15 protein-coding genes and 1 pseudogene are annotated in these 22,838 nt (G+C 69.4%); 10 read left to right on the top strand and 6 right to left on the bottom strand.

Annotated elements, in window-relative coordinates; genetic code table 11:
* Position 1 precedes the first annotated feature (1 nt).
* The gene (locus tag BUE48_RS12665; protein WP_286989894.1) at positions 2–1,576 is read left to right on the top strand and encodes a xylulokinase; all 1,575 of its coding nucleotides are present in this window, start codon (positions 2–4) and stop codon (positions 1,574–1,576) included.
* Positions 1,577–1,581: 5 nt separating this feature from the next.
* Positions 1,582–2,259 carry a TetR/AcrR family transcriptional regulator gene (locus tag BUE48_RS12660; RefSeq protein WP_012852904.1) on the top strand — a complete coding sequence of 226 codons (678 nt, stop codon included), beginning with the start codon at positions 1,582–1,584 and terminating at the stop codon, positions 2,257–2,259.
* On the opposite strand, the gene BUE48_RS12655 is transcribed toward BUE48_RS12660, so the two are convergent.
* Together BUE48_RS12655 and BUE48_RS12650 are read right to left on the bottom strand one after the other, a co-directional pair.
* Positions 2,249–3,271 carry a hypothetical protein gene (locus BUE48_RS12655; protein WP_286989893.1) on the bottom strand — a complete coding sequence of 341 codons (1,023 nt, stop codon included), beginning with the start codon at positions 3,269–3,271 and terminating at the stop codon, positions 2,249–2,251. The two genes, BUE48_RS12660 and BUE48_RS12655, sit on opposite strands and share 11 nt — an antisense overlap.
* Positions 3,235–3,924 carry a pentapeptide repeat-containing protein gene (locus BUE48_RS12650; protein ID WP_286989892.1) on the bottom strand — a complete coding sequence of 230 codons (690 nt, stop codon included), beginning with the start codon at positions 3,922–3,924 and terminating at the stop codon, positions 3,235–3,237. The genes BUE48_RS12655 and BUE48_RS12650 overlap by 37 nt, the downstream gene beginning before the upstream one ends.
* A 404-nt stretch (positions 3,925–4,328) precedes the next feature.
* Here BUE48_RS12650 and BUE48_RS12645 point away from each other — a divergent pair, with 404 nt between their 5' ends.
* Positions 4,329–5,069, top strand: coding sequence for a hypothetical protein (locus BUE48_RS12645; RefSeq protein WP_286989890.1), 741 nt, complete (start codon positions 4,329–4,331; stop codon positions 5,067–5,069).
* A 359-nt stretch (positions 5,070–5,428) separates the two neighbouring features.
* Positions 5,429–5,647 (top strand): hypothetical protein, encoded by a 219-nt coding sequence (locus tag BUE48_RS12640; RefSeq protein ID WP_012852902.1) that lies wholly within the window; start codon positions 5,429–5,431, stop codon positions 5,645–5,647.
* A 225-nt stretch (positions 5,648–5,872) separates the two neighbouring features.
* Here the strand turns inward: BUE48_RS12640 and BUE48_RS12635 are convergent.
* Positions 5,873–5,947: pseudogene (locus BUE48_RS12635) on the bottom strand (BlaI/MecI/CopY family transcriptional regulator); the annotation flags it as partial.
* 298 nt (positions 5,948–6,245) lie between these two features.
* Between BUE48_RS12635 and BUE48_RS12630 the strand changes: the two are divergent.
* Both BUE48_RS12630 and BUE48_RS12625 read left to right on the top strand, forming a co-directional pair.
* A complete protein-coding gene (locus BUE48_RS12630) occupies positions 6,246–12,410 on the top strand; it encodes a hypothetical protein (RefSeq protein ID WP_286989889.1) in 6,165 nt (2,054 codons plus the stop codon).
* A 41-nt stretch (positions 12,411–12,451) separates the two neighbouring features.
* Positions 12,452–14,467 carry an MBL fold metallo-hydrolase gene (locus BUE48_RS12625; RefSeq protein WP_286989888.1) on the top strand — a complete coding sequence of 672 codons (2,016 nt, stop codon included), beginning with the start codon at positions 12,452–12,454 and terminating at the stop codon, positions 14,465–14,467.
* A gap of 36 nt (positions 14,468–14,503) precedes the next feature.
* On the opposite strand, the gene BUE48_RS12620 is transcribed toward BUE48_RS12625, so the two are convergent.
* Together BUE48_RS12620 and fxsT are read right to left on the bottom strand one after the other, a co-directional pair.
* Positions 14,504–14,638 carry a hypothetical protein gene (locus BUE48_RS12620; RefSeq protein ID WP_286989887.1) on the bottom strand — a complete coding sequence of 45 codons (135 nt, stop codon included), beginning with the start codon at positions 14,636–14,638 and terminating at the stop codon, positions 14,504–14,506.
* A 191-nt stretch (positions 14,639–14,829) separates the two neighbouring features.
* Positions 14,830–17,301: an FxSxx-COOH system tetratricopeptide repeat protein gene (gene fxsT, locus BUE48_RS12615; protein ID WP_286989886.1), complete on the bottom strand. Its 2,472-nt coding sequence runs from the start codon at positions 17,299–17,301 to the stop codon at positions 14,830–14,832.
* Positions 17,302–18,011: 710 nt separating this feature from the next.
* On the opposite strand from fxsT, the gene BUE48_RS12610 reads away from it, so the two are divergent.
* From BUE48_RS12610 to BUE48_RS12595, 4 genes are all read left to right on the top strand, one after another.
* Positions 18,012–19,505, top strand: a complete 1,494-nt coding sequence (locus tag BUE48_RS12610; RefSeq protein WP_052305499.1) for a chloride channel protein — start codon at positions 18,012–18,014, stop codon at positions 19,503–19,505.
* Positions 19,502–19,693, top strand: coding sequence for an FxSxx-COOH cyclophane-containing RiPP peptide (fxsA, locus tag BUE48_RS12605; protein ID WP_012852896.1), 192 nt, complete (start codon positions 19,502–19,504; stop codon positions 19,691–19,693). The genes BUE48_RS12610 and fxsA overlap by 4 nt, the downstream gene beginning before the upstream one ends.
* Positions 19,694–19,774: 81 nt before the next feature.
* Positions 19,775–20,683: an SIR2 family NAD-dependent protein deacylase gene (locus BUE48_RS12600; RefSeq protein ID WP_012852895.1), complete on the top strand. Its 909-nt coding sequence runs from the start codon at positions 19,775–19,777 to the stop codon at positions 20,681–20,683.
* The gene (locus tag BUE48_RS12595) at positions 20,680–22,722 is read left to right on the top strand and encodes an nSTAND1 domain-containing NTPase (protein ID WP_286989884.1); all 2,043 of its coding nucleotides are present in this window, start codon (positions 20,680–20,682) and stop codon (positions 22,720–22,722) included. The genes BUE48_RS12600 and BUE48_RS12595 overlap by 4 nt, the downstream gene beginning before the upstream one ends.
* Here the strand turns inward: BUE48_RS12595 and BUE48_RS12590 are convergent.
* On the bottom strand, positions 22,719–22,838 hold a 120-nt coding region (locus BUE48_RS12590), incomplete at its 5' end, for an integrase core domain-containing protein (protein WP_286989914.1). The two genes, BUE48_RS12595 and BUE48_RS12590, sit on opposite strands and share 4 nt — an antisense overlap.

The raw sequence follows: 22,838 nt of genomic DNA, 5'->3' as shown, positions 1-22,838 counted from the left end.
CGTGACCGCTCCCCGGACACCGGCGGGCCTGCCCAGGGACGAAAGCTACGTGCTCACCATCGACCTGGGCAGCGGCGGCCCCAAAACCGCCCTGGTGTCGCTGACCGGCGACATCGCCTGGTACGAGCACGCCCCCGTGCCCACCCGCACCCCGCCCGGCGGCGGCTCCACCCAGGACGCCGACCAGTGGTGGCGCCTGATCGGGGAGTCCGCCCGGCGGGCGATGCGCAGCGGCACCGTCCGCCCCCAGCAGGTCGTGGCGGCCTCCTGCACCGGCCAGTGGGCCAGCACCGTCCCCGTGGACGAGACCGGGCGTCCCGTCGGCGACTGCCTCCTGTACACCGACACCCGCGCCGCCCCCCACTCCCGCGCCCTCATCGGCGGCCCCCTCGCCGGATACGCCCCCCGCCACATCCTGACCTGGGTGCGCAAGACCGGCGGCGCCCCCTCCCCGTTCGGCGGCGACCCGATCGGCCACCACCTGTTCCTGCGCCACGAGGATCCCGCCACCTACCGGGCGGCCCGCTGGCTGATGGAACCGGTGGACTACCTGACGATGCGGCTGACCGGCGTCGCCGCCGCCTCCCGCGCCTCCATGACCGCCGCCTGGCTGACCGACAACCGCCGCCTGGACGTGCTGAGCTACGACGCCGACCTGGTCCGCCGGGCCGGGCTGGAGGCCGCCAAGCTCCCCCCGCTGCGCCCCAGCGGCTCCATCGTCGGCACCGTCTGCGAGCGGGCCGCGGCCGAGCTGGGCGTCCCCGCCGGGATCGCGGTCATGACCGGCCTGCCCGACCTGCACTCGTCGGCCTGCGGCGCCGGGGCGATCGAGAACTACCAAACGCACCTGGCCATCAGCACCACCTCCTGGATCGGCCTGCCGGTGCCGTTCAAGAAGACCGATGTGCTGCGCTCGATCGCCAGCGTCCCGGGCCTGTTCGACGACGGCTACCTGGTCGCCAACAACCACGAGACCGGCGGACGCTGCCTGCAATGGCTGCAGGAGACCCTGATCGGCGGCCCTCCCGACTACGCCGCGCTGGTGGCGGAGGCCGCCACCGCACCGCCCGGCAGCAACCAGGTCATCTTCACCCCCTGGCTGAAGGGCGAACGCTCCCCGGTGGACGACCGCGACGCCCGCGCCGGCTTCCACAACCTGTCGCTGACCACCACCCGGGCCGACCTGATCCGGGCCGTCCTGGAAGGCGTGGCCTACAACAGCCGCTGGCTGCACGAGGCGGTCGAACGCTTCGCCCGGCGGCGGCTGGACCCGATCCGTATGATCGGCGGCGGCGCCCTCTCCGACCTGTGGTGCCAGATCCACGCCGACGTCATGAACCGCACCATCGAACGAGTGACCGACCCGGTGCACGCGCCGCTGCGCGGCCAGGCCATCCTCACCGGCATCGCCCTGGGCGCCGTCCGCCGCGAGGAGGTACGCGACCTGGTCAAGGCCGACGCCGTCTTCACCCCCGACCCGGCCAACCGCGCCGTCTACGAACGCCTCTACCGGGAATTCCCCCGCCTCTACCGGGCACAACGCGGCATGTTCCACCGTCTCAACCGCACCCGGTGACACCGATGGCCCCAAGCCGCGGACGCCGCGCCCACCGGGAACCGGCACTGCGCCGCCGCGCCGCCCTGCTGCGCGCGGCGATCGAACTCATCGGCGAACGCGGCGTCGGCGCGGTCACCCACCGCGCCGTCGCCGCCCGCGCCGGCGTGCCGGCCTCCAACACCACCTACTTCTTCAACTCCATCGACGAACTCATCGAGGAGGCGCTGCGCAGCTGGGTCCACAACCGCTGTACCCAGCTCGAAGAACTCGCCGCCCGGATGGAGAACGAACACGCCACCCCCGCCCAGATCGCCGACGCCTTCACCCGCCTGCTGTTCTCCGACTTCGACAGCTCCGCCGAACTGACCCAGTACGAGGCCTACCTCCAGGCCGCCCGCAACCCCGCCCTGCGCGAGGCCGTCGCCCAGGCCCAAACCTCCTTCGAGAACGCCGCCACCGCGGCCCTGCGCGCGGCGGGCGCCCCCGACCCCCGCCGCGGCGCCCGCGCCTTCACCGCCCTCACCGACGGCTTCGTCCTCAACTACCTGGCCAACCCCCGCCCCGGCACCGCCGCCGCCTACCGGCAGGCCGTCCGCGACCTGTTCATCGCCTATGCGATGCCCGAGGACGAACGCACCGCCTGGGACGCCCGCCTCGACGGCCGGCCACCGCGCCAAGGCGGCTCGGACCTCAGCGTTTGACCTGATTGCGGATGGCGAGGATGGCCAACCCCAGCAGAATCGGCCCCAGGATGCGGACGACGATGTTGAGATAGCGGCCGGCCGTGGTCAGCTCGGTGTCGGGACTGCGGAAGATGACGGCGTTGACGGTGACCTCGACCGCCTTCTCCAGCCGCTCGGGCAGGTTTTTGGCGGGGTCGTCCTGCCGGATGGTCAAGGTGACGGCCTGCGGCCCGGCCGGGGTGACGATGGTGCCGGTGGCTTTCTGCGCTTTGGCATTCTGCGGGAACCCGAAGGCGGTCATGCCGGCGATGCTGAGGACGGCGACCACCAACACCCAGACCAGGGCGCGCCGAGCACGCAGCCCATATCCGGACACCGCCCAATACAGCCACAGCAGCAACCGATCGGCACTGCGTGCGGCGGCCCGGCGCATCTGCATCTCGCCGTAGTAAAAGTCGGCCGCCCCGGGTTCGTTCTTGCCTTCTTCCAGGGCTTTGCGCAGCTGCCGGTAGACCGCCTCGATCCGCCGCGGCCCGACCACTTCCACCCCCTCAGGGGCGGGCCGCCGGCGGCCTGGCCCGCCGCGGCGTGCGGTACGGCGTTCGGCCCGCCAATGGTGTTCTTCGGCCAACAGCCGTCGCCGTCCGGGGCCGGTGGCGAAGACGCAGTCGCCATCGAGGTGAATCTGGTCGGCCCGATGCATTCCGGCGAAGGTGCATTCGCTCAAATCCACGTCGGTCAAGGTCAGCGACTCGGCGTCCACCCCGCGCAGCGAGATCACCGCCACCTTGGCGGGGCCGTCCCGATCCGGTACCCCGGTGATGGGCTGGGCCAGGGCGTGCACGCTGACCGGTCCGCTGCACACCAGGTCGGTCAGGTCGACCCGTGCCGAGCGCAGCCGCAACGTGACCCGCTCGGCCACCCGCATTCCCCGGGCCGGCACCCGGCCGGCGGTCGCCTCCACCCGTACCTCGCCCTCGGCCACCGCCCCGTTCAAAGACAACGTCTCGAACCGGCAATGCACCCACATCGCCTCTCCAAGGAATGACGCCCCCCGAAGTCGGCGTTTCTGGAGAAAGACGCCCCATCGAAGTCGGTCTTCCCAGAGAATGACGCTCCGAGGAAGTTGGCATTTCCGCAGAACAATGCCCTGAAGAAACCGGCGTTCCCCGAGAACGAGGCTCCGAGGAAGTTGGCGCTCCCGGAGAATGATGCCTTGTCGAAGCGGGACTCCTCGGAGAATGACGTCCTGAAGAAGTTGGCGCTCCCAGCGAACGACGCCTTATCGAAACGGGCCTCCTCGGAAAAGGGCGCCTCGAGGAAGTCGGTGTTCCCGGAGAACGATGCTCTGAAGAAATTGGCGTTTCCAGAGAATGATGCCCTGGAGAAATTGGTGCTCTCGGAGAAGGACGCCCCGAGGAAGTTCGCGCGGCCGAGACGGGGGCGGTTGTCATGGTGTGGGTCACGGAGGGTGTTCAAAAGCCGGTCCAGCAGGTCGGGGGTGAAAGGGACAGTGCGCATGTCGAGGTCGGCGCCGGGAGCCAGACCGGCCAGGAATTCGTCGCGGGTCCGCTCGTCGGCGTGGGCCAGGCATCGGCTGCTGCCGGGCAGACTGGCGGCTCCGCACGGCTGTGACGAGTCGTCGGTGCGGGAGTGCCCGCAGGGCTCGACGCCGGTGGTCATGGGCTGTCTCCGCCTTTCTGCAGGGAACCTTCCAACATGCCGTTTCCGCGGGCGGGACGGGCTCCCCACGGCCGGCGGCGATGCTGTGACCTGGGCATGGAGCCGGACGATATCGAGGTGCCCGTTCCCGGCATCTGAGGACACGTGATGGGAAAGGTCCAGTGGTCGCTTGCCTTCTCCAGTTGGATCACTGACGGCCTGCCGACGTTCCCTGCGCCGTGTTTTCGGACGCGTGTCAATGCGCCACACCCGACATCCACCGATGCCGAAATCCACTCCGCCCCGATCGCGGTGACTCCCGCATCGTCAGCGGCGGCTGGGTGAACTCCCTGCCCTGCGACGGATCGGGCCTATACGCTCTGCCTGCGGCCTGCCGATGGACTCGAGGACACAGGACGGTCACCATGACGACTTCTGGATCGCCGAAGGAGACCGGCCAGTCCGAGCAAGACCCCGTCTCGCGCTCGCCTGACGAGCAGGACCCCGTCCGGCATGATCAGCTCACCGCGGCTCACCGGCGCCTGCTGGAGCGGACGGCGCACCTGCCCGTGGACGGTCCGAGGTGGGGGAGCAGGCAGTTCTTCCTCACCGCGCGGCTGGGCTTGGCCGACGAGGAGGACTTCAAACGGCGGTGGGTCGGCCACTACGCGGACACCATCAAGGCCGCCGCCCGGGAGGCGGGCATCCCCGAGTCGGTGCTGGCGGGCATCGCCTACCGGGAGGCGGGCGGCAAGCCGGAGTGGATGAACACGGCCGTTGGCTGGGTTCGCCGCCGTGGCCTTTCCTCCAGGCATCCGGACAAGACCTCTTATGGCCCCATGGAGGTCCAGGTGCGCCGCGCCGCCGAGGCCTTGGGCTACGACCCGGCCGATCTCACCCCCGCCCAACGCGGCCGGATCATCTCCTCCCTCAAGAATCCTCACCAGGGCATCATCATCGCCGCCTACCACCTGCGGGATCTGAAGAAGGAGACGTCTTTCGCTCACAAGGAGCCCCACCAGATGACCCTCGAAGAGGGCAGGGAGCTGGCCGCCCGCTACAACGGCGGCCCCTACTGGCGGGGTCGGCAGGCTCAAAGCTATGCCCGGCAGTACGAACGCGACCTGCCCAAGGCGATCGCCGCGATCAATCACACCTCGGCGTGACCGCCGAGGCAGGACGCAGGCCCTCTATACCGCTGGGCCGCTACCGGGCCGGCGTCAGGCATCGACAGACCTGTCTCATCACATGGAGTTTTTAGTCTGTCTCTCTGGGTAGATCGTGAATCGTTTACGTTCGGACCCCTCACCCCTTATGCTTCTACACGCGTGTAGAAGATGTGTGAGGGCAGGGCGAACGTCCGCCTTCACCTACGGCATCCGTTCACGAGGAGGGAAGCGCGATGGCCCCGGCGGACCGGCGCTCTTCCCTCCCGGCCCTCTCCCGCGGCGTCGTGCGCGCACGCCGCCGGAAGGGGAACGGGCCGGACGCGCATCGTCCATGACTCACATCGTCCGGAGGGCACGTGGCTTCGATCGATCTGGAAAAGGTGCTGGACAAGGCGTGGGCGGACAAGAGCCTGCCGGAGATCCTGGCCGCTCCCGTCTCGGCGCTGAAGGGCGTCTCCGAGCGTGACGGCGAACTGCTCAAGGAGGCGTTCGGCGTCACCACGGTCGCGGACCTGGCCGAGCTGAAGTACGTCCGCTGGGCTCAGGCCCTGGCCGCCCTGAACGAGGCCAAGTAGCCCCCGCGCATCGGTGGTGCGGCCCGGGCCGGCGGCCGCACCACCGGCTACTTCCTCTTCCGCTCGACCCGCTCCAACAGCTCGCGCAGCACCTGCTCCTCTCCCGGCGACAGCTTGGTCACGAACCGGGCCAGCACCGCCCTGCGATCGCTTTCCGCATCCAGCACCCTTCTCCCGTGTCACCGCCCCCTTGCGCAGCAGCCGCGTCAAAATGGTGACCACCGTGGTATAGGCGAGGGAACCCCCGAGCCGCTCCTGCACCCACGCCGCGCTCGCCGGCCCGGGCGCCTCCTGCAGCACCGCCAGCACCTCCGCCTCCAGCTGCCCCTGCCCACGCCGCCGCCCGCCTTCTCGCTCCCTCACCTCATCTCCCCCCACCGCGTACCGAACTCACCCACGGCGAGCGGTTCATCGTAGCCAGCGCCCGGCCGTACGGTTTGCCGATCGAAGTCGGCCGTGGTGTGCATAGGAGGACCTGGACGGCATCGTGTACTTGATCAACCAGATTCCCGAAAATGAACGCCAATGTCCGACCTTTTGGTTAAGGTGCTGAGCGCAGACGGGGATTCCCCGGGCGGGACGGGCGCCCGGAGCGGAGGTGGTGATGCGTCGGCAGTGCGAGCATTGCGCGGCACATGAGGGACCGGCGCCGCTGGGCTCACTCGCCGAGCAGGGCGGCGACCTTGGGCTCGTGGGACTGGAAGAGGCCACGTTGGCCGCGGTCACCGTGGACGACGTGCAGGAACTGCTGCAGACCTGTCCGTCCAAAGTCCGCCGCGCGGTATTGAGCCACGTAGGTCTCCAGGGTGCCAAAAAGGTCACCCGATGGTCCGCCGAGGCGGTGCTGCGCACTTTGCGGACGGGGGAGGGACGCCGCCGCACAGCGCTCCGGGAGATTCTCAGCAGTGGCTTCATCCATGGTTTCGGCAATCCGGACGAATTGACCGCCGAGGACTGCGGGGCGCTGCTGGACTCCGCTCGGGCCGCTGAGGTCCTCCGCCGGGCCGGCCACCTGTGCCTGTGCCTAGCCGTTCCCTGCCCCCTGTCGATCGTGTATTGGTGCCTGGCTCGCGTCATCGAACTGGACCGTCCGCTCGCCCCTGTGGCGCTCGGTCTCGTGGCGGCCGGGAGGGCGGATCTGGGCGACGGCGCCGCTGCGGCCACCGCCGCATGGAGAACCCTCTGTGAACGGCATCCCGGTCTTCCCAAGCATCCCATCGGCCTTCCTGAGCTGCGAAAGCTGGCAGAGCAGCAACTCAGCGCCCTATCGGCCACCGACCAGGAGAATGAAGCGGACATGCCCTCCGACATGACCGGCGAGGTCGCCGCGCCGACCGATCAGCCGCCCGCGCTGCCGACCATCGCGGCGATGCTCGAGGAGCTGCGCGAGCGTTTGTCCGCGGCGGCGGATGCAGCCGACCGGGTCGCGGCGGAGTTTCGGGCCGGGCGCCGCCCACAGGACGACGACATCGTACTGATCGGTGAGGCGGCCGAGTGCTTCGACACCGTGCGGGAGCAGGTTGAGGTCGTGGCTCCCGGCACGCAGAGAGCCACCGACCTGGCGGCGCTGTCCGCCGCGCTGGAGACCGCGCGCAAAGCCGAGGCGGACGCTGCCCGGATCCGAAGACTGGCGGGTCTGCAGGGCCCGGACTTCGTGGCCGACGCCCTCGACCGGGTGCGCCGGATGGCGCGTGCGGGCACCGGTGACGGCCTGGCGGCTCTGGCCGAGCTGATCGAGGTGATGGCACAGCCGGACGGTCTTCCGCGGGCGCCGAAGCTCGCCGAACAGGCACGCGCGCAGTTGCCCGAAGAGTGCCGCGTGCTGGTGGACTTCGCGCTGATGCAGCGGTTGACGATCGCCTCGCCGCCTCCCGAGGCCTCCCGCTCGGGAACGGACGACGCGGCGGATGGGGGATCGGAAGACGAGGACGGTGGCGAAGCCGCTGGTCAGGATGACCCGGATTCCGGCGGACCGGCGGATGGCGAAGCAGCCGATGCCGAGGCCGCCGAGGATGCCACACCCTCGCGTGAAGCGGACCAGTCCGCCGATGACCTGGCTGAACTGGACGAGCTGATCGCCGAGGCCTTCCCGGAGAGCTCGCCGGACGCCGACGCCTCCACGGCGAACGCGGATACGGACGGACATGCGCCCGTGAAGGACGATGCCCCCGTCGAGGTCGAGTCCGTGAGGACGGAGCAGCGGCCGGCCGCTGCATCGACCGGAACCGGTGACAGCGAGGCAGCGGGACGAGCCTCCGAGTCCGCCGCGGGAAAGCCCACCGCCACCGGCCCGTCCCTGGCCGAGACCGAGGCCACCGCGCTGCGCGCCGGGCGGTTCGGGCTGGCCGGATGGCTGCGCAGGGCCGCGGGCCGGCCGGAGGCCGAGGCCGCGGCTCGCCGCTGCGCGGCGATCGCGGCGGAGATGGCGGTCTTCGCGGGCCCGCTGTCGGCCGAATTCACGGCGGTGGCCCGGAACCTGAGCGCCAAGGCCCTCGCCGAAGATCCCGCCGGTGGCATCCTGACCTGGGCCGCCACGATCAGGGCCGGTCTGGTGCACCCCACCCCCGAGTCCACCAGACTGCTGGAGGAACTGAAGATCGTCGTCTCCGGTTTCCCCGACCTGGTCGAGTGCGGAGAGGCGTTCACCCGCGCCGCTCGCAGCGGCGCCTACTTGGGCTCGGGCGTCATCGGCCGAGCACGCGGCACGGCCGAGGCGGCGATGGTCCGTGCGCAGAGCGCACGGGAGGCGGCCCGGCTGCTGGAGGAAGAACCGCACCGCAAGATCAAGTACCAGCTGGCCACCGAGGTGTGGAAGGCACTGCTCCAGCGGGACGACCCCGTGGGCGGTCTGCTGGCTCTGGCCGCGCAGGACGACCCGGCCCGCGCGGACGAGGTCGCCGCCCAGGTCACCCGGTTGCGCGCGGCTGGCGAGATCGACCGGATGATCGACGAAAAGGTCCGTCGCATCGCAGCTCGGCGCCGCTCCAAGAAGATCATCGCGGGGGCCCGCACCCAGCTCGTCACCAAGATCGGGAACGCCTTGGACACGGCGGGCCGATGGGCCAGAGCGGTGAAGGAGAGCCGGGAACGGGAGGCCGGCGACGCCCAAGACTGGCTGCTTGGGCCGCTGGGCCAATTGCAGGAGACCATCGGGGCGAAACGGACTGAGATCCTCACCGCGCTGGAGGCGATGGCGGTCTCGGCCGATGAGGTGAGGTCCGCTGCAGCCCGGGCCGCCCACGACCTTCTGGCAGGGACGTTCGACCTGCTCGAGGGCACGCCCCTGCCGGAGAGCGAGCCGCCGATCGCTCACGTGGCCAACCGAGACCTATTGCTGGCCTCCGCACTCTCCTTGGACCCGGTGTCCTTCGAGCCTCGCGAGCAGCCCACGGTCGAGCAGCTGGCGCCCGTCGCCTTCGCCGGCGACCAGGCTTGGCGGACCGCATTCGAGAAGCGGGCCGAGCGCGGTGACCACGAGGGCACTCTCGGCATCGTCACGGTGCTGGAACGACGCGATCCGACCACGGCGGCCGAACTGCGCGCCCGGCGCGAGGAGCTCATCGCGCACGCCCGCAAGGCCCGAGACGAGCGGGTCGAGGAGATCCGCGACCTGGTGGCCCGTTGGGTGCGGGACGGAGTGCTCACCGAGGACCAGATCCGGCGGGTGGAGGAGAAGCTGAGCCCGCTGCTGGGCGACCGGCGCGACTTTGACCGGATCGATCGTGCCCTCGACCGGTTGCACGATCTGCTCGCGGAATGGAGCAGGGAAGCCATCGAGCGGGAGCAAGCCCGGCTGCGGGCGCGGGCCGCACAGGACTCCAGGGTCGCCGCCGTTCGCGACCGCATCGCCGAGCGCATCGACCAGGGTGATCTGACCACGGCCCGGGAGTTCATGGCCCAGGTCGAGGCGGGCCGGCAACTGCACGAGGTCTCCGAGGACATCGACCACCATCTGCGGCGCTTTTATCCCGCCTTCCCCAGCGCGTTCGCCGACAGTGCGGTCCGCGGTGGGAACAGGGCCCGCAAGCAGGAGAACGTCGAGTTCCTCACCGCGCTGATGGACGCGCTGCGCGCCGGCACGCACGTCGCGGACCCGGATCTGGCCGCGCTGCTGGAGGAAGCCGGTATCGACGTCCCTGCACTGCGCAACGCCCGCCGCGAGGAGTCCAGAGAAGGACTCCGGCAGTGGAGGGCATGCGGACTGGGCTCCAAGACCGCCCGTAACCTCAGGACCGCGATCACGGCCGTGCTGCGGATGATCGGGTTGGAAGGCGTGCAGCGCGACGTCACCGGGGCTCCGGGCGACCCGCACCGCGTGTGGATCGACCTTGAGCTGGAGCAGGTGGTGGGCGAGGCGCTGCTGCCGGCCTTCGGCTCGCGGATGAGCCCGTCCGGCAATCGGCTGCGGCTGCTGCTGGTGTGGCGCCGCCCGGGCCCCCAGCAGCTCATCGAGATGCTCAAGGGACAACCCGAGGACCAGACCGTCCTGGTGTGGTACTTCGGTGTGCTCTCCCCCGAGGAGCGGCAGCAGCTGGCCGCGGCCGCCCGCCGGCGGCCCGCCCCGGTGGCCGGGGTGCTCGACGACGCTGCGATCAGCTACCTGGCCTGCATGCCAGAGGCTGACTGGTCGGTCGCGGTGGCGCTGATGGCCCCCTTCACCGCCACCAATCCCTATGCTCCAGTCGGCGACGTGCCCGACGAGATGTTCTATGGCCGCGCCGACCAGCTCCGCGAGGTCACCGACCGGACCGGCTCCTGGTTCGTCTACGGCGGCCGGCAGCTCGGCAAGTCGGCGCTGCTGCGCAAGGCCGAGCGGCACATCCGGGCGACCGACCCGAACCGTGTGGTCATCTTGGAGAACATCCAGACCGTCGGCAAGGTCGCGCCGCTGGAGTCGCTGTGGTCCAAGCTCGCTGACAAACTCGCCCAGCAGGGTGTGGTCCCCCACGGGTTGGTCCGCGGCGAGCAGGTGTGCGAGGCCATCTTGGAATGGGTTCGGCAGGATCCGCAGCGGCAGTTGCTCATCCTGCTGGACGAGGCCGACCACTTCCTCAATGAGGACGCCAAGGGCGCCAAGTTCGAGAACGTTATCGCGTTGCGCAACTTGAGGGACGAGACTGAGCGCCGGGTGAAGGTCGTCTTCGCCGGTCTGCACCAGACGGCCCGCTTCCAGAGCCTGACCAACCAGCCGCTCGCCCATCTGGGCACGCCCATCGCGGTGGGGCCGCTGGAGCCGCAGGACGCCTTCGACCTGCTGGTGCGCCCCCTGGCCACGCTCGGTTTCCGTTTCCCCGAGACCCTGGCGGCCCGCGTCATCGCCGAGGCCAACAACGCTCCCGCGCTCGTCCAGCTCTTCGCCGAGGAACTGCTGAAGAGACTGCGGCGCAACCCGCGCGCCACCCGTGAGTTCCCCTACGAGATCACCCCCGAGGACGTGGCAGAGGTTTGGCGGGACAAGACCCTGGCGCGCGGGTTCCGGGACCGTTTCGAGTGGACCCTCAACCTCGACAAGCGCTACAAGGTGATCGCCTACACGGTGGCCTTGCACGCCTTGACCGCGGGCGCCGACGCCGCGCTCGGCGTCGGTGAGCTGTGGGAGCAGTGCTGCTACTGGTGGGAGGCCGGTTTCGAAGACTGCAGCAGCGACGGCTTCCGCAGCCTGCTCGATGAGTGCGTCAACCTCGGGGTTCTGGGCTTGGACGCCGACCGCTACCGTCTGCGCACTCCGCACATTCTCAACCTCCTCGGCGGTACCGCCGAGGTCGAAGAGGTCCTGCAGAACGCCGAAGAGTTCGAGAAGCCGGATAGCTTCGACGCCCACTCCTACCATGGCGCTTTCCGGAACGGCCCCGAACGCTCCCCGTTGAGCAGCCGCCAGCTCACCTCCCTGCTGCGACCGCACAACCTGGTCCACGTAGTGGCGGGGTCGCGTGCCCTGCATGTGGAGCGGGTCCCACTCGCCCTTCAGGACGAGGAGACCGGCAACCCGGGTGTGAAAGTCCACTTGGTCCGCCCCGGAGAGCTCACCTTCGACGGCGCGGTCGAGCGGGCGAGCCGCCATGACGGGCACTCTGTGATCGTCGTGACCGTGCCGGAGGACAAGACCGGTCGGCAGTTCGCCGGCCGGCTCGAGGATGCGCTGGCGGCGGTCTCGGCCTCTCGCCGGGGCACCTTGGCCGTCGTGCTGGTCACCGGCGCACACTTGGCGCCGGTCTGGCGCGACCTGCAGTCACGGGACGGTGTGGATCTGGTGGAGCTGCGCCGCTTCAACCGGCTGGCGATCCGTCAGTGGATGTGGGAGGAGGCGCACGGCTTCCCCGACGATGCAGGCCAGGACGCGCTGCTGGCCTGCACCGGCGGCTGGCCGACGTTGATCGGGCAGATCGTCACCCGGATCGAAGAACAGGGCGGCGATCGGGATCAGGCTCTCCAGCAATGTCAACAGCAATTGCGCGAGGACCCCGCCGGGTTCGTCGCCGACACCGGGGTGCTGGCCGACGAGTGCCTGGCCGCGGCCTGGCGACTGCTGGTCGCCGAGGACGCTCCGGAGACCCCAGAAGACCTGGCCGAGCTGCTGAAACTGCACGGGGAGGAGTCGGTTTCGGCGCTGGAGGAGCAGTCGCTGCGGGCCCACGGCTACTGCGATACCGCCGATCTGGTGGAGGCTCTGCGGTTGTTGGGTGCGCTGGAGCCCAAGGAGGGACGGCTGGTGTGCGAGCCGGTGCTCGCCGCGGCCACCCGCAGACTGGACGGACTCCGATGACGCCGGGGGATCGGGACGCCGCCGCGCCGATCCTACGGGCCGTGGCCGAGATAGTGCTTTCCCGTCCAGGTGCCGCTCATCTGCCCGGTGATGCGAGCTGGCTGGTCCGCGAGCGGACACCCTGGCTGCTGCAGGTGCTGCGGCGCTCTCCGGCAGTACGCGCTCGCGTGGCCAAGTCCATGGCCGGCGCTCGTTTGCGGGGCCGCGCACGGCACTTGGCCACTCTTTTGCTGAATCCCGATAACGCGGTGGTCGAGGCGACACTCGATTGGCTGGGACAGTCCGCCTCCTCGCAGGCCCGTGCGCTCGGACACGCCAACCGGACTATCAGTGACCTGAAGAAGAAGCTGAAAGCCGAGCGGCAGCGGCGGCAGTACGCCCAAGAGGAGGCCCGCGAGGCCGGCAAGCTGCTCGATGAGACGCGGGCCTCCATGGCGGAACTGGAAGAACGCGTCGACAAGCTCGTTCGGCAGCTCGCAGTCGCGCAACACCGACTGCAGGATCCCCAGACGGCCGCCGCCGCACTGCTGCACGCGTTGGAGCGGCCTCCGGTGCCGCGCGACGACGCCGCCAGCCGGGACCCGCACGGTGGTACCGCTCCGCCGGAGCGCTACAACGACGTCCTGCTCGCAGCGTCGGCCGCGGCGTCGCTCACTCCTGAAGAGCTGCTGGCCGCAGTACGGGCCGTGGTGGACCCGACCCCGCCTGTCCCACGAGTGGAGGTCGTCGAGGAGCTCGGCCTGCGCGTCACGCCACTGGGCGGGGACACCGAGATCGGGGGGTCGTGCCTGCTGGTCGAGGCGGGAGGCACCAGAATCCTGGTCGACGCCGGCGTGCGCACCTTCGACGGACGGACGCTGCCACCGCGAGACATCGAACGGGCGCTCGAGGGAGAGCTGCACGCTGTCGTGGTCACTCATGCTCACAACGACCACTGCGGATATGTGCCGGCACTGGTCGCGCAGAGCCCGCGACTGCGGATCCTGGCAACTCCCGAAACCGTCCGGCTGATGCCGATGATGTGGGAGGACACCGTCAAGGTCATGCGGGAACAGGACCGCTCGCTGGCGTCCTGGGGCTCTGCGGCGACGGTGCTGTACGGTCCTGCCGAGGTCGAGGCGGCAGCCCACCGGTGTGAGGAGGTGCCGTTCACGGTGCCGCGCCGCATCGGCGAGTTGACGGTCGAACTGTTCCCAGCCGGGCACATCCTGGGCGCGGCCGGAGCGGTGATCCGTGCCGGTGATCGCCGGATCGTCGTGACCGGCGACATCTCCGGGTTCCGGCAAGAGAGCGTCGACGGCTACACCCTGCCGGATTCGTCCCGCGGCGCCGATCTCCTGGTCATGGAGACCACTTGCTGCGGAGATACCCATGACGACCGGGAGCTGCGCGTCGGTGATTTCGTCCGCGAGGTCCAGGAGATCTGCCAGGGCGGCGGCCGGGTGCTGATCCCCGCCTTCGCCCTCGGCAGGGCGCAGGAGATCGCTCTCATTCTGCGGCGGTACCTGCCGGAGGTGCCGCTGCGCATTGACGGGATGGCCGCCGACCTCAGCGCGGCGTTCGAGGCGGCGACTGCCGACTCCGCCCACCCCCTGAAGATCTTCGGGGACTCCGTGGCCGTCGCCGATCGCCCTGCCGAACTCGACACCTTCCGCACCGGCGTCATCATCACGACCTCGGGGATGCTGACGGGTGGCCCGGCCGTGCAGTGGGCGGCACGGATCCTGCCCGAACCGAGCAGCGCCTTGTTCATTTCTGGCTACCAGGACGAGGAGTCACCGGGCGCACGGCTACGGAAGTTGGCCGAGGAGGGCGGCGGGAACTTCACCCTGCCTGATCGCAGTGGTCAAGTGACCGTCCAGGTGAAGGCGCACGTGGCCACCATGAGGGTGTCCGCGCACGCCGACCGTCGCGGTTTGCTGAATATCGCCGACGAGGTCGGTGCTCATCAGACCATGCTCGTGCACGGTCTTCCCAACCGGCAACGAAGGTTCCGGGAGGTGCTACGCCTCCGCGACCACGACACCACCGAGACCGCCTTGTGGCGCCCTGCCTGAATAGATGTCCACAGCGGCCCGGACGGCGGTGTGATTTCAGACCCGGTAGCCGGATTGCTCGAGCCAGGTGCCGCCCTTTTCTAATTCCTCCTCGGTGAACAGCGGGGCGAACTTGGGGGCTAGGACGTGGGCCTCCACGGTATGGTTGAGGACCTTTCTCCACCGGCCCAAGTGACCTTAAGCGTCGCTTCACATGCGGTCCTCACCGGCCCCTGGCGCTGGCGGATAGAGCCCCGGAGACCCGTGAGAGACCGCCGGGGACGACTCGAAACAGCGCGAAGGCGGCGTCGAGTCGTCCTCACCATGCGCCCTGAGGCGGGTTTTGCCGGGGGTGTTCGCAGGCTTCCGCCCCATGGCGCTTCTTACAGCGGAGGCGGTTCGAAGTCACACTCCAGCCGCTCGCCTCTGACCGCCTGCTCGATGAGGGGGTGCCCGGGACGCAGCTTGGCGCGCAGCCGCTCGATCGTCTCCTCGGCCAGTGTCGCGGCCTGTTTCTCCTCACCCAGTGCGCGCAGGTCCTGGGACAGGTTCATGGCGCACGAGAGGGTGTAGGGGTGGTCGGCCCCGAAGGCGGGGGCCGCCCGCCACCGCTGCAGGGTCTCCTCCCCGAGCCTGCAGGCCTCCCTCAGGTGGGCGCAGGCGGCCAGGTCGCCGGCCAGGCCGACGGCTGCGCTCAGGGTGTAGTGGTGGTCGGGACCCACCAGCCGGCACAGCCCTTCGTGGGCCTCCTGGCTCAGCTCCCGGGCCTGCTGCGGAGCGCCCCGCAGCCGGAGCACGATGGCGACGTTGATCGCGCATCCCAGGGTGATCGGATGCTCTTCGCCCAGCGTTCTGCGGTAGCGCTCGAGCGTGTCGACGCCGATGTCGTGGGCCTCGTCCAGTTCCCCGGCGAGCCGCAGCTCGTTGATCAGGTTGCAGCGCGAGGCGAGGGTGTCGATGTGGTCGGCGCCGAAGAGATTGAGGTAACGCTGATACACGTCCTCGGCCAAGGGGCGGGATTCGGCCAGGTGGCCGTCCTTGCGCAGCGACACCGACAGGTTCTTCTGGGCGCGCAGCGCGAACGGGTGGTTGTCGTTCGTGACGGCCCGGTATGTCCGGTAGACCTCCCGTTGCAGCGCTGCGGACTCGGCGTACTGGCCGCACTCGCGCAGGTCACGGGCGACCTGGTTGCGAGAGGCCAGCACCATGGGGTGGTCGGCGCGGCCGTGCAGGGCGAGGCGCCGCTCGAGGATCTCGCGGTCCAGCCGCAGCGCCTCGTGGTAGGCGGCGGCGAGCCGGTGGTCCAGGGCCAGGTTGTTGGCGGCGCGCAGGGTCTTCACCGTGTGCTCGCCGAATACCTCGCGGTGGATCCGGTAGGACTCCTCGTCGAGCTCGCGCGCCTCCTGGAATCTGCCCAGGGCGCGCAGGTCGCCGCCGTGGTCGTTCATGGCGGCCAGGGTCTCCTCGTGGTCCTTGCCGAGGATCTCCTGCATCCGCTGCAGCGTCCTGCTGTTGATCTCGTAGGCCCCGCGGACGTCGCCCAGCAGCCGCATGGTCATCCCCTGCAGGCGCGACATCGTGAGCAGGTACAGGTCATCCGGGTCGATGGTGGCGCGCCAGTGGTCGAGCGCCAGCTGGGAGTACTGCCGGGCGCTGTGGTAGTCGCCCTCCATGTACAGGTGCCGTACCAGGCCGATGCAGAACCTGCGCGCCGCCTCGGTCCGGCAGCCGACCACCTTCGAGTCGTCCACGTGGGCCAGCAGGCTCGCATAGATCTCCGGCCGCGCCCCCAGCTCCTGGTCGTGCGGCGCCGCCGCGCTGATCAGCAGGTGCACCTCGTGCCGAATGCTGTCGGCCCGGTCGGCCAGCGCATGGCGCCTGAAGGCCTGCATCAGCCGGTGGATCTGCACGGTGTTGTGGATGGTGTCGACATCGGCCAGCGAGTACCGGTTCAAAACCCCCAGGGCGCGCTTGAGACGCATGGGCGCGGCCAGAAGCTCCTGGAAGTCGGAGTCGACCACCTGCGCGGTCTCGGTGAACACGCTCAACGGGATCGGGGCGGGGCCGAAGAAGGCGCAGCGGTCCAGCAGTTCGATGGCGTCCGGGTTGTGAGAACGCACCGTCTCGATGGACAGCGTCCACATGTTGTGGAGGGGCATCGGGTAGTCCAGGGGCGGTGCGTCTGCCACCTCTTGCGGCCCGCCGCGCTTGAGCGCCTCCAAATAGTCATCGGTGGAGATGCCTGACTCCAGCTGGAAGGAGGCGGCTTGGACGAGCGCGATCGGCAGGTCGCCGAGGGCTTCGGCGAGCCGGTCGGCGTCGTTTTCGCTCAGCCCGTCGACCCGGCGGGTCAGGTAGGCGATGCTCTCGGAGCGTTTGAAGACCGACAGATCGATGGTGGGACACGCTCCCGTCCAGCGCCGGTCGCGTGAGGTGATGAGCACGTGCCCCGGCCCGGAGGGGAGGAAGTCGTTGAGCGTCTCGGGAGAGTCGGCGTTGTCGAATATCAACAGCCAACGGCGGTAGGGCCGGCCTTGGCGCAGTGCGTCCAGCACGGCGGGCACGGCCAGGTTGGCCCCCGACAGCCCCAGATCCAGCGCCTCGGCCAGCGCGGTCAGCGACGCCCTGATCAGTTTCGGGTCATAGGCGGAGATCCACCAGATCAGGTCGTATTCGTGCCGGAATCGGTGCGCATACTCCACCGCCAGCTGCGTCTTGCCGATGCCCGCGCTGCCGTTGAGCGCATGCAGTGCCAGCCACCCCCCGGCGCCGGTCAGGCTCTCGTGCAGCCGGTCCAGCACCTCGGTGCGGCCGGTGAAGTAGTAATTCCTTTGGGGGATCTCTCTGGCCCACACAGCGGGTTCTCTGTCGCGGGTCGGGTTCGTCCCCTCCTGGGTCACTATCCCCTCCGGCGGATCCGTGGGCCGATGAAAAGGATTTCCTCGATTCTATGGCCTCGTCGGCCGTTCGTGGTCGTTCAGAACGTCCTGTTCACCCAAGCGTCCACGGTCAGCATCGTCTTTCCGTTTCGGGGTGGGATGCAGGTCTTCTCCAGAGACCTCTCTGAGGGGATGCTGGAGGGCGGCGGGAGCTCAGGGACTATCCTCGGAGGTTGACAATTACTCTCTTCACCTATATTCGGGCGTCCAAAATGCGGCGATGGGCGGGCGGTGTGCAGCGGTGGTGATGTGATCTTGAAATCTGACGGATCGGTCTGCGGGCTCGGACTCAGAGCTGCGCCGAAGCGTGGGTCTTTTGCAAGGTTTGAGGTCGTCCCGAAGAAGGTTCCATTTATCGTCGGACCGAAATTCGGACATAGCGGTGAGATGGAAGTCAAGATCGTGTGCCGCCGGGGTGGACGCGGACGTCCGGCCTCCGGGAGGCCCGTGCAGGTCACCGGTCCGGTCGCGTGCGCGCAAGAAGGCCAGGGCCGCGCCGTCCTGGAGCCCCTCCAGGGGCCGGCATGACGGCCGGTGACCGCACCGCGAGACGAGGTCTGGTGTGGTCACCGGGACGCGGTGCCGCGAGGAAGGCGCGCTCTGCGCTCCGCTCTCTCCTTTGCGTCGTGGCCGTCGGGGTGCTGGCGGGGATCGCGGCGATCGTCTTCTACGCCCTGGTGGAATGGGCGACCGACGTGTTCCTGGGCCTGCTGGTGGGGCACCATCCGGCGACCGTGGCCGGCGACGGCCAGGCCCGCCCCGCCACCGGTTTCGCCCGTCCGTGGGCGCTGCCGCTGGTGGCGGCCGGCGGCGCGGCGGCGGCCGTGTTCCTCGCCGGACGGGTGACCCCCAAGACCACCGGGCACGGTACCGACGCGCTGATCGATGCCGCGCACACCGAACCGGAACGGATGGGCCTGCGGGTGCTGGGCAGGAAGATGGCCGGCGCCACGGTCATGATCGGCTCCGGTGGGTCGGGCGGCACCGAGGGGCCGATCGCCCAGATCGGCGGGACGCTCGGATCGACGGTGGCCCGCACCGCCGGGGTGACCCGGCAACTGGCGCGCACGCTGTTGCTCACGGGAGCGGCGGCCGGCATCGGGGCCATCTTCCGGGCACCCATGGGCGGCGCCGTGATCGGCGCGGAACTCCTCTACCGGCGCGGCCTGAGCGTGGGTTGCATCCCTCCGGCTCTGCTCGGCTCCGGCATCGCCTACGGACTGTTCGTCCTCGTCCACGGGCCCACCCCTACATTCGGCGCCCTGTCGATCACCGTGCCCTGGGCCTTTCCCGACCTGCTCCCGCTGCTTGCGGCTTTCGCCGTCCTAGGGGTGCTGTGCGGGCTGCTCGGACGGCTCTACGCCTGTCTCCTTTACAGCGTGCTGCGCGCCACTCGGTGGGCCGTTGGCAAGGGCACCGGCAGGCGCGCGGCGGTACTCGGCTATTTGTTCCCTGCGCTGGGCGGGCTGTTGGTGGGGACGCTCGGGCTGGTCTTCCCCGGGGTGGCGGGCACCGGGTACGGAACGGCCCAGGCCGTGATGGACCAGCGGCAGGTGCTCAGCCTGGCCTGGTGGACGCTGCTGCTGCTGCCGGTGATGAAGGCCGTGGCGACCTCGTTGTCGATCGGCACCGGCGGGCCTGGCGGTGTCTTCGGCCCGGGGCTGGTCATCGGCGCCACCGCGGGAGGCGCGCTTTGGCGCGTGTCCGACGCGCTGGGTCTGGAGGGTCCCGGACCGGCGGCGTTCGCCATCGTGGGCATGGCCGCCTGCCTGGGACCGATCATTCACGCCCCCTTGGGAGTGTCGATCCTGGTCTTCGAGGCCACCCTCAGTCCCGGTCTGCTCCTGCCGACCCTGCTGGCGGTGATGCTCGCCAGATGGATCGTGGGCGACCGGTCGCTTTACCGCAGTCAGCGGCGGTCGGTGCCGGGGCTCCGCGTCCCGATGGCTTTGACAGCGGCGATCGTCGCTTTGCGCCGGAAGCTTTTCCGCCACCCTGTCCGTCCCGAGGAGGACCGTCCGAGCGTGCGCATGGAACCCGGCCCGGCCTGCGGCCCCGGCAGAGCGCAGGCCGAAGACGGCCGGAAGAGCCGAAGCGTCGCCAGGAGTGATGTCAGATGAACGACGAAACGGCAGCCGCGTGGCGGCGCCCTCCGGGGGAGGGCGTGCTGATCGATCTCACCGGGATCTCCCTGAAGGCCTTGGAGGGGCTCGGCGGCTCGGTCCTCCGCCGCTTTCTGGAGCAGGTGCTCTCCGAGACGGACGATCGGCAGGACGCGATCGCCGGGTTCGAGTCCGGTCTTTTCTGAGGTGGTGGATCCGGCGCCGTGCGTACCAGGAGAAGGACATCGGGGGGACACAGCGGTGCAGGGGGAGGGGGAATCGCCACAGTGCTGACCGATCAGGACTGGGAGCGACTGGCCGACCAGCTCCGGAGCGGCAAGTGCACACCGTTCCTGGGAGCGGGGGCATGTCATGGACGCATCAAGGTGGCCTCCGAGATCAGCCGCGAACTGGCCCGTGAGCACGGGTACCCCTTCGCCGACCGGCATGACCTGGCCCGGGTCATGCGATACGTGAGCGTTCGCAACGGCGACCCCGTCTTCGTCAAAGAGAAATTCGTCAGGGAATATTTCACGGATCTGCCCTCCCCGGACTTCTCTTCTCCCGGTGAACCGCATGCGGCGCTGGCAAAATTTCCGATACCCATGTATTTGACCACTAATTACGATGATTTCATGGCGCGTGCGCTCCGCGAAGCGGGAAGATCCCCCCGGGTGCTGAGCTGCCCCTGGTATGCGGGTGCGCCCTACTCCGCCGAGGACTTCGATCCCCCCGCCACGGGCACCGACGTGGCCTCGCCCATCGTGTACCACCTGCACGGTGTCGCCACCATGCCGGAGTCTTTGGTCCTGACCGAGGACGACTACATTCAGTTTCTCATCGCGCTGGCCGAGGAACGTCATCGTGAGTACGTCAGCGGTCGGGCGGTCCTGATCCCGCCGATAGTTCAGGAGGTTCTGTCTCGAACGTCACTGTTGTTCATCGGCTACAGCCTGCAAGACTGGAACTTCCAGGTGTTGTTGCATGGAATTCTCAGAGAGCTCCCGCCTACGCACCGAAGACGACATGTGAGTGTTCAGTTGCTTCCAGTGGGGAGGAACGCCTCAGCGGAGGAACGACGCCGGGCCACCGACTATCTGGACGAGTACTTCGGAGACCTGAAGATCTCGGTCTATTGGGGGACGGCGCGTGACTTCTTCATCGAGCTCGACAGGAAGATGGGGGGAAGCCCGTGAGCGACACGACCGGAGCGGTCTACGGCGACAACCCCTACCTCGGTCCACGGTCCTTTCAGCAGAACGACCATGATCGGTTCTTCGGGCGTGACCGGGAGATCCGCGACCTGCGCTCCCTGTGGCTGGCCAACCGGCTGGTCGTGGTGTTCGGCTACTCGGGGGTGGGAAAGTCCTCACTGCTGCGGGCGGGCGTCATCCCGACCCTGCCGCCCGATGTCGATCTGCTGCCGGTCGGCAGCCTGACGCCCACGCCCACCCACGCCTACATGGCCGGTTCGGAGATCAATCCGTTCCTGTTCGTGTTGCTGTCGAGCTGGTGGCCGACCGCCAAGGCCGATGAGCTGCGCGGCATGTCCCTGCGGGAGTTCTTCCGCCGTCGCGGCGAGCGCCGCGACGATTACGGCGAGCCGGTGCCGATCCTGGCCGCCGTGGACCAGTTCGAGAAGCTGTTCACCTCCTCCCCGCATTACTGGCGCCACCGCGACGCCTTCCTCGACGAACTGACTGAGGTCGTCGAGGAGCTGCCCGAGCTGCGCCTGCTGGTGTCGATCCGCCAGGACGCGCTGGCGGCCTTCCTGCCCTATGAGCACCGCATCGCCCCCCCACGCCGCCGCTTCCCCCTGCAGGCGCTGAGCCCGCAGGCAGCGCTGGAAGCGGTGAAGGGACCGCTGCGGGCCACCGGGCGTTCCTATGCCCCGGGCGTGGCGGAGATGATCGTGGACAATCTGCGCACCACTCGCGTCACCGATGAGCGGGGCGGGATCTCCCGGGTCCCCGAGGAGCTGGTGGAGCCGGTGCAGTTGCAGATCGTCTGCGCCGGGCTGTGGGAGTCGCTGCCGGACGATGTTCGGGTCATCACCGCCGGGCATGTGGAACGCCACGGCAATGTCGATGAGACGTTGGCGGAGTTCTACGACCGGGTCGTCGCGGAGACCGCGGCCGAGTACCGGCTGACAGAAGATGACCTGCGCAGCTGGATCGAGAAGACCTTCATCACCGAGATGGGCACCCGCAACACCGTCTACGAGGGGGCCTCCAGCACATCGGGCATGGCCAACGAGGTGCCGCGCGCCCTGGCCGAGCGGCACCTGCTGAAGGCCGAGCATCGGCTCGGCGCACGCTGGTACGAACTGCAGCACGATCGGTTCATCGAGCCGATCCTGCGTTCCAACCGCTCCTCGAGCCTGCCCCTGGAACCCGGCAACAATCGCGATTCCGGTGAATGGATGCTCACCGCGGCCGAGGAGGCCTTCGCCGCGGGACGGTTCGAGACGGCCGGCAAATGGGCCCGCCGGGCGGTCAACGCCGCGGAAGAACGGGGAGACCGGCGCGTTCAGGCCGAGGCGTGCTTCCTGCTGGGGCGCGCCACCGGCCAGCTCGGCGACCTGGAGGAGGCTGAGCAGCACTTCGACGAGGCCATCAGGATCTTCAGGGCGATCGACGACGGGAGCGCCGTCGGCCGGGTGCTGTGCGGTTTGGGGGAGCTCCTGCTGGAGGCCGATCAGCCGCAGCGGGCCATGCGCTATTTCGAGGAGGCGGCACGCCGGCTCGCGGGCGACCCCGCGCCGCTGGAAGGGCTGGCCCGGGCACTGTGGCAGCTCGACCGCCTGGACGCCGCGCTCGATATCTATCGGCAGATCCTCCGCCAGTTCCCGACGAACACCACGGCCCTGGCCGGACGCGGACGGGTCCAGGCGGAGATGGGGCGGGCCGCAGAGGCGGTGCCGGACCTGCAGGCGGCGCTGCGCGCCGAGCAGGACACCGCGGCCGTCCCGCCGCTGCACGCGGCGCTGGCGCTGGCGCTGGCGCGGCTGGACAGGTTCGAGGATGCGCGCCGGGAGCTGGAGTCGGCCTTGGAGCCCGCTCCCCGTGACGGGCGGGTGCTGCTGTATGCCGCACAGGTCGCCGAGCTGGCCGGCGACTTCGCGGCAGCGCGCGACCATCTCGACCAGGCCCGGCAGGCCGACGCCCCGAGGCTGCTTCCCCACCAAGAACGGCGGGCGGCCGAAATCGAGCGCCGCCTGCTGGCCGGCGGCTAGGTGTTCTGTCCCGTGAGGTTGGGAACGCGGCTGGCGGGTGGGAGGCCGCCGAGTGCGGTGTGGCCGCGGTGATGGTTGTAGATGTGCAGCCAGGGCGCAAGCGCGGCGCGGCGTTC

Source organism: Thermomonospora sp. CIF 1 (assembly GCF_001896795.1).
In the GTDB taxonomy this organism is placed as follows: Bacteria; Actinomycetota; Actinomycetes; order Streptosporangiales; family Streptosporangiaceae; genus Thermomonospora; species Thermomonospora curvata.
Note: the sequence above shows the minus strand (reverse complement) of the source record. Positions and strands in the feature narration are given on the sequence as shown.

Coding starts and splice junctions, on each gene's coding strand:
- BUE48_RS12660 (WP_012852904.1), top strand. CDS start 1,582: ATGGCCCCAAGCCGCGGACGCCGCGCCCACCGGGAACCGGCACTGCGC.
- BUE48_RS12655 (WP_286989893.1), bottom strand. CDS start 3,271: ATGTGGGTGCATTGCCGGTTCGAGACGTTGTCTTTGAACGGGGCGGTG.
- BUE48_RS12650 (WP_286989892.1), bottom strand. CDS start 3,924: ATGACCACCGGCGTCGAGCCCTGCGGGCACTCCCGCACCGACGACTCG.
- BUE48_RS12645 (WP_286989890.1), top strand. CDS start 4,329: ATGACGACTTCTGGATCGCCGAAGGAGACCGGCCAGTCCGAGCAAGAC.
- fxsA (WP_012852896.1), top strand. CDS start 19,502: ATGAACGACGAAACGGCAGCCGCGTGGCGGCGCCCTCCGGGGGAGGGC.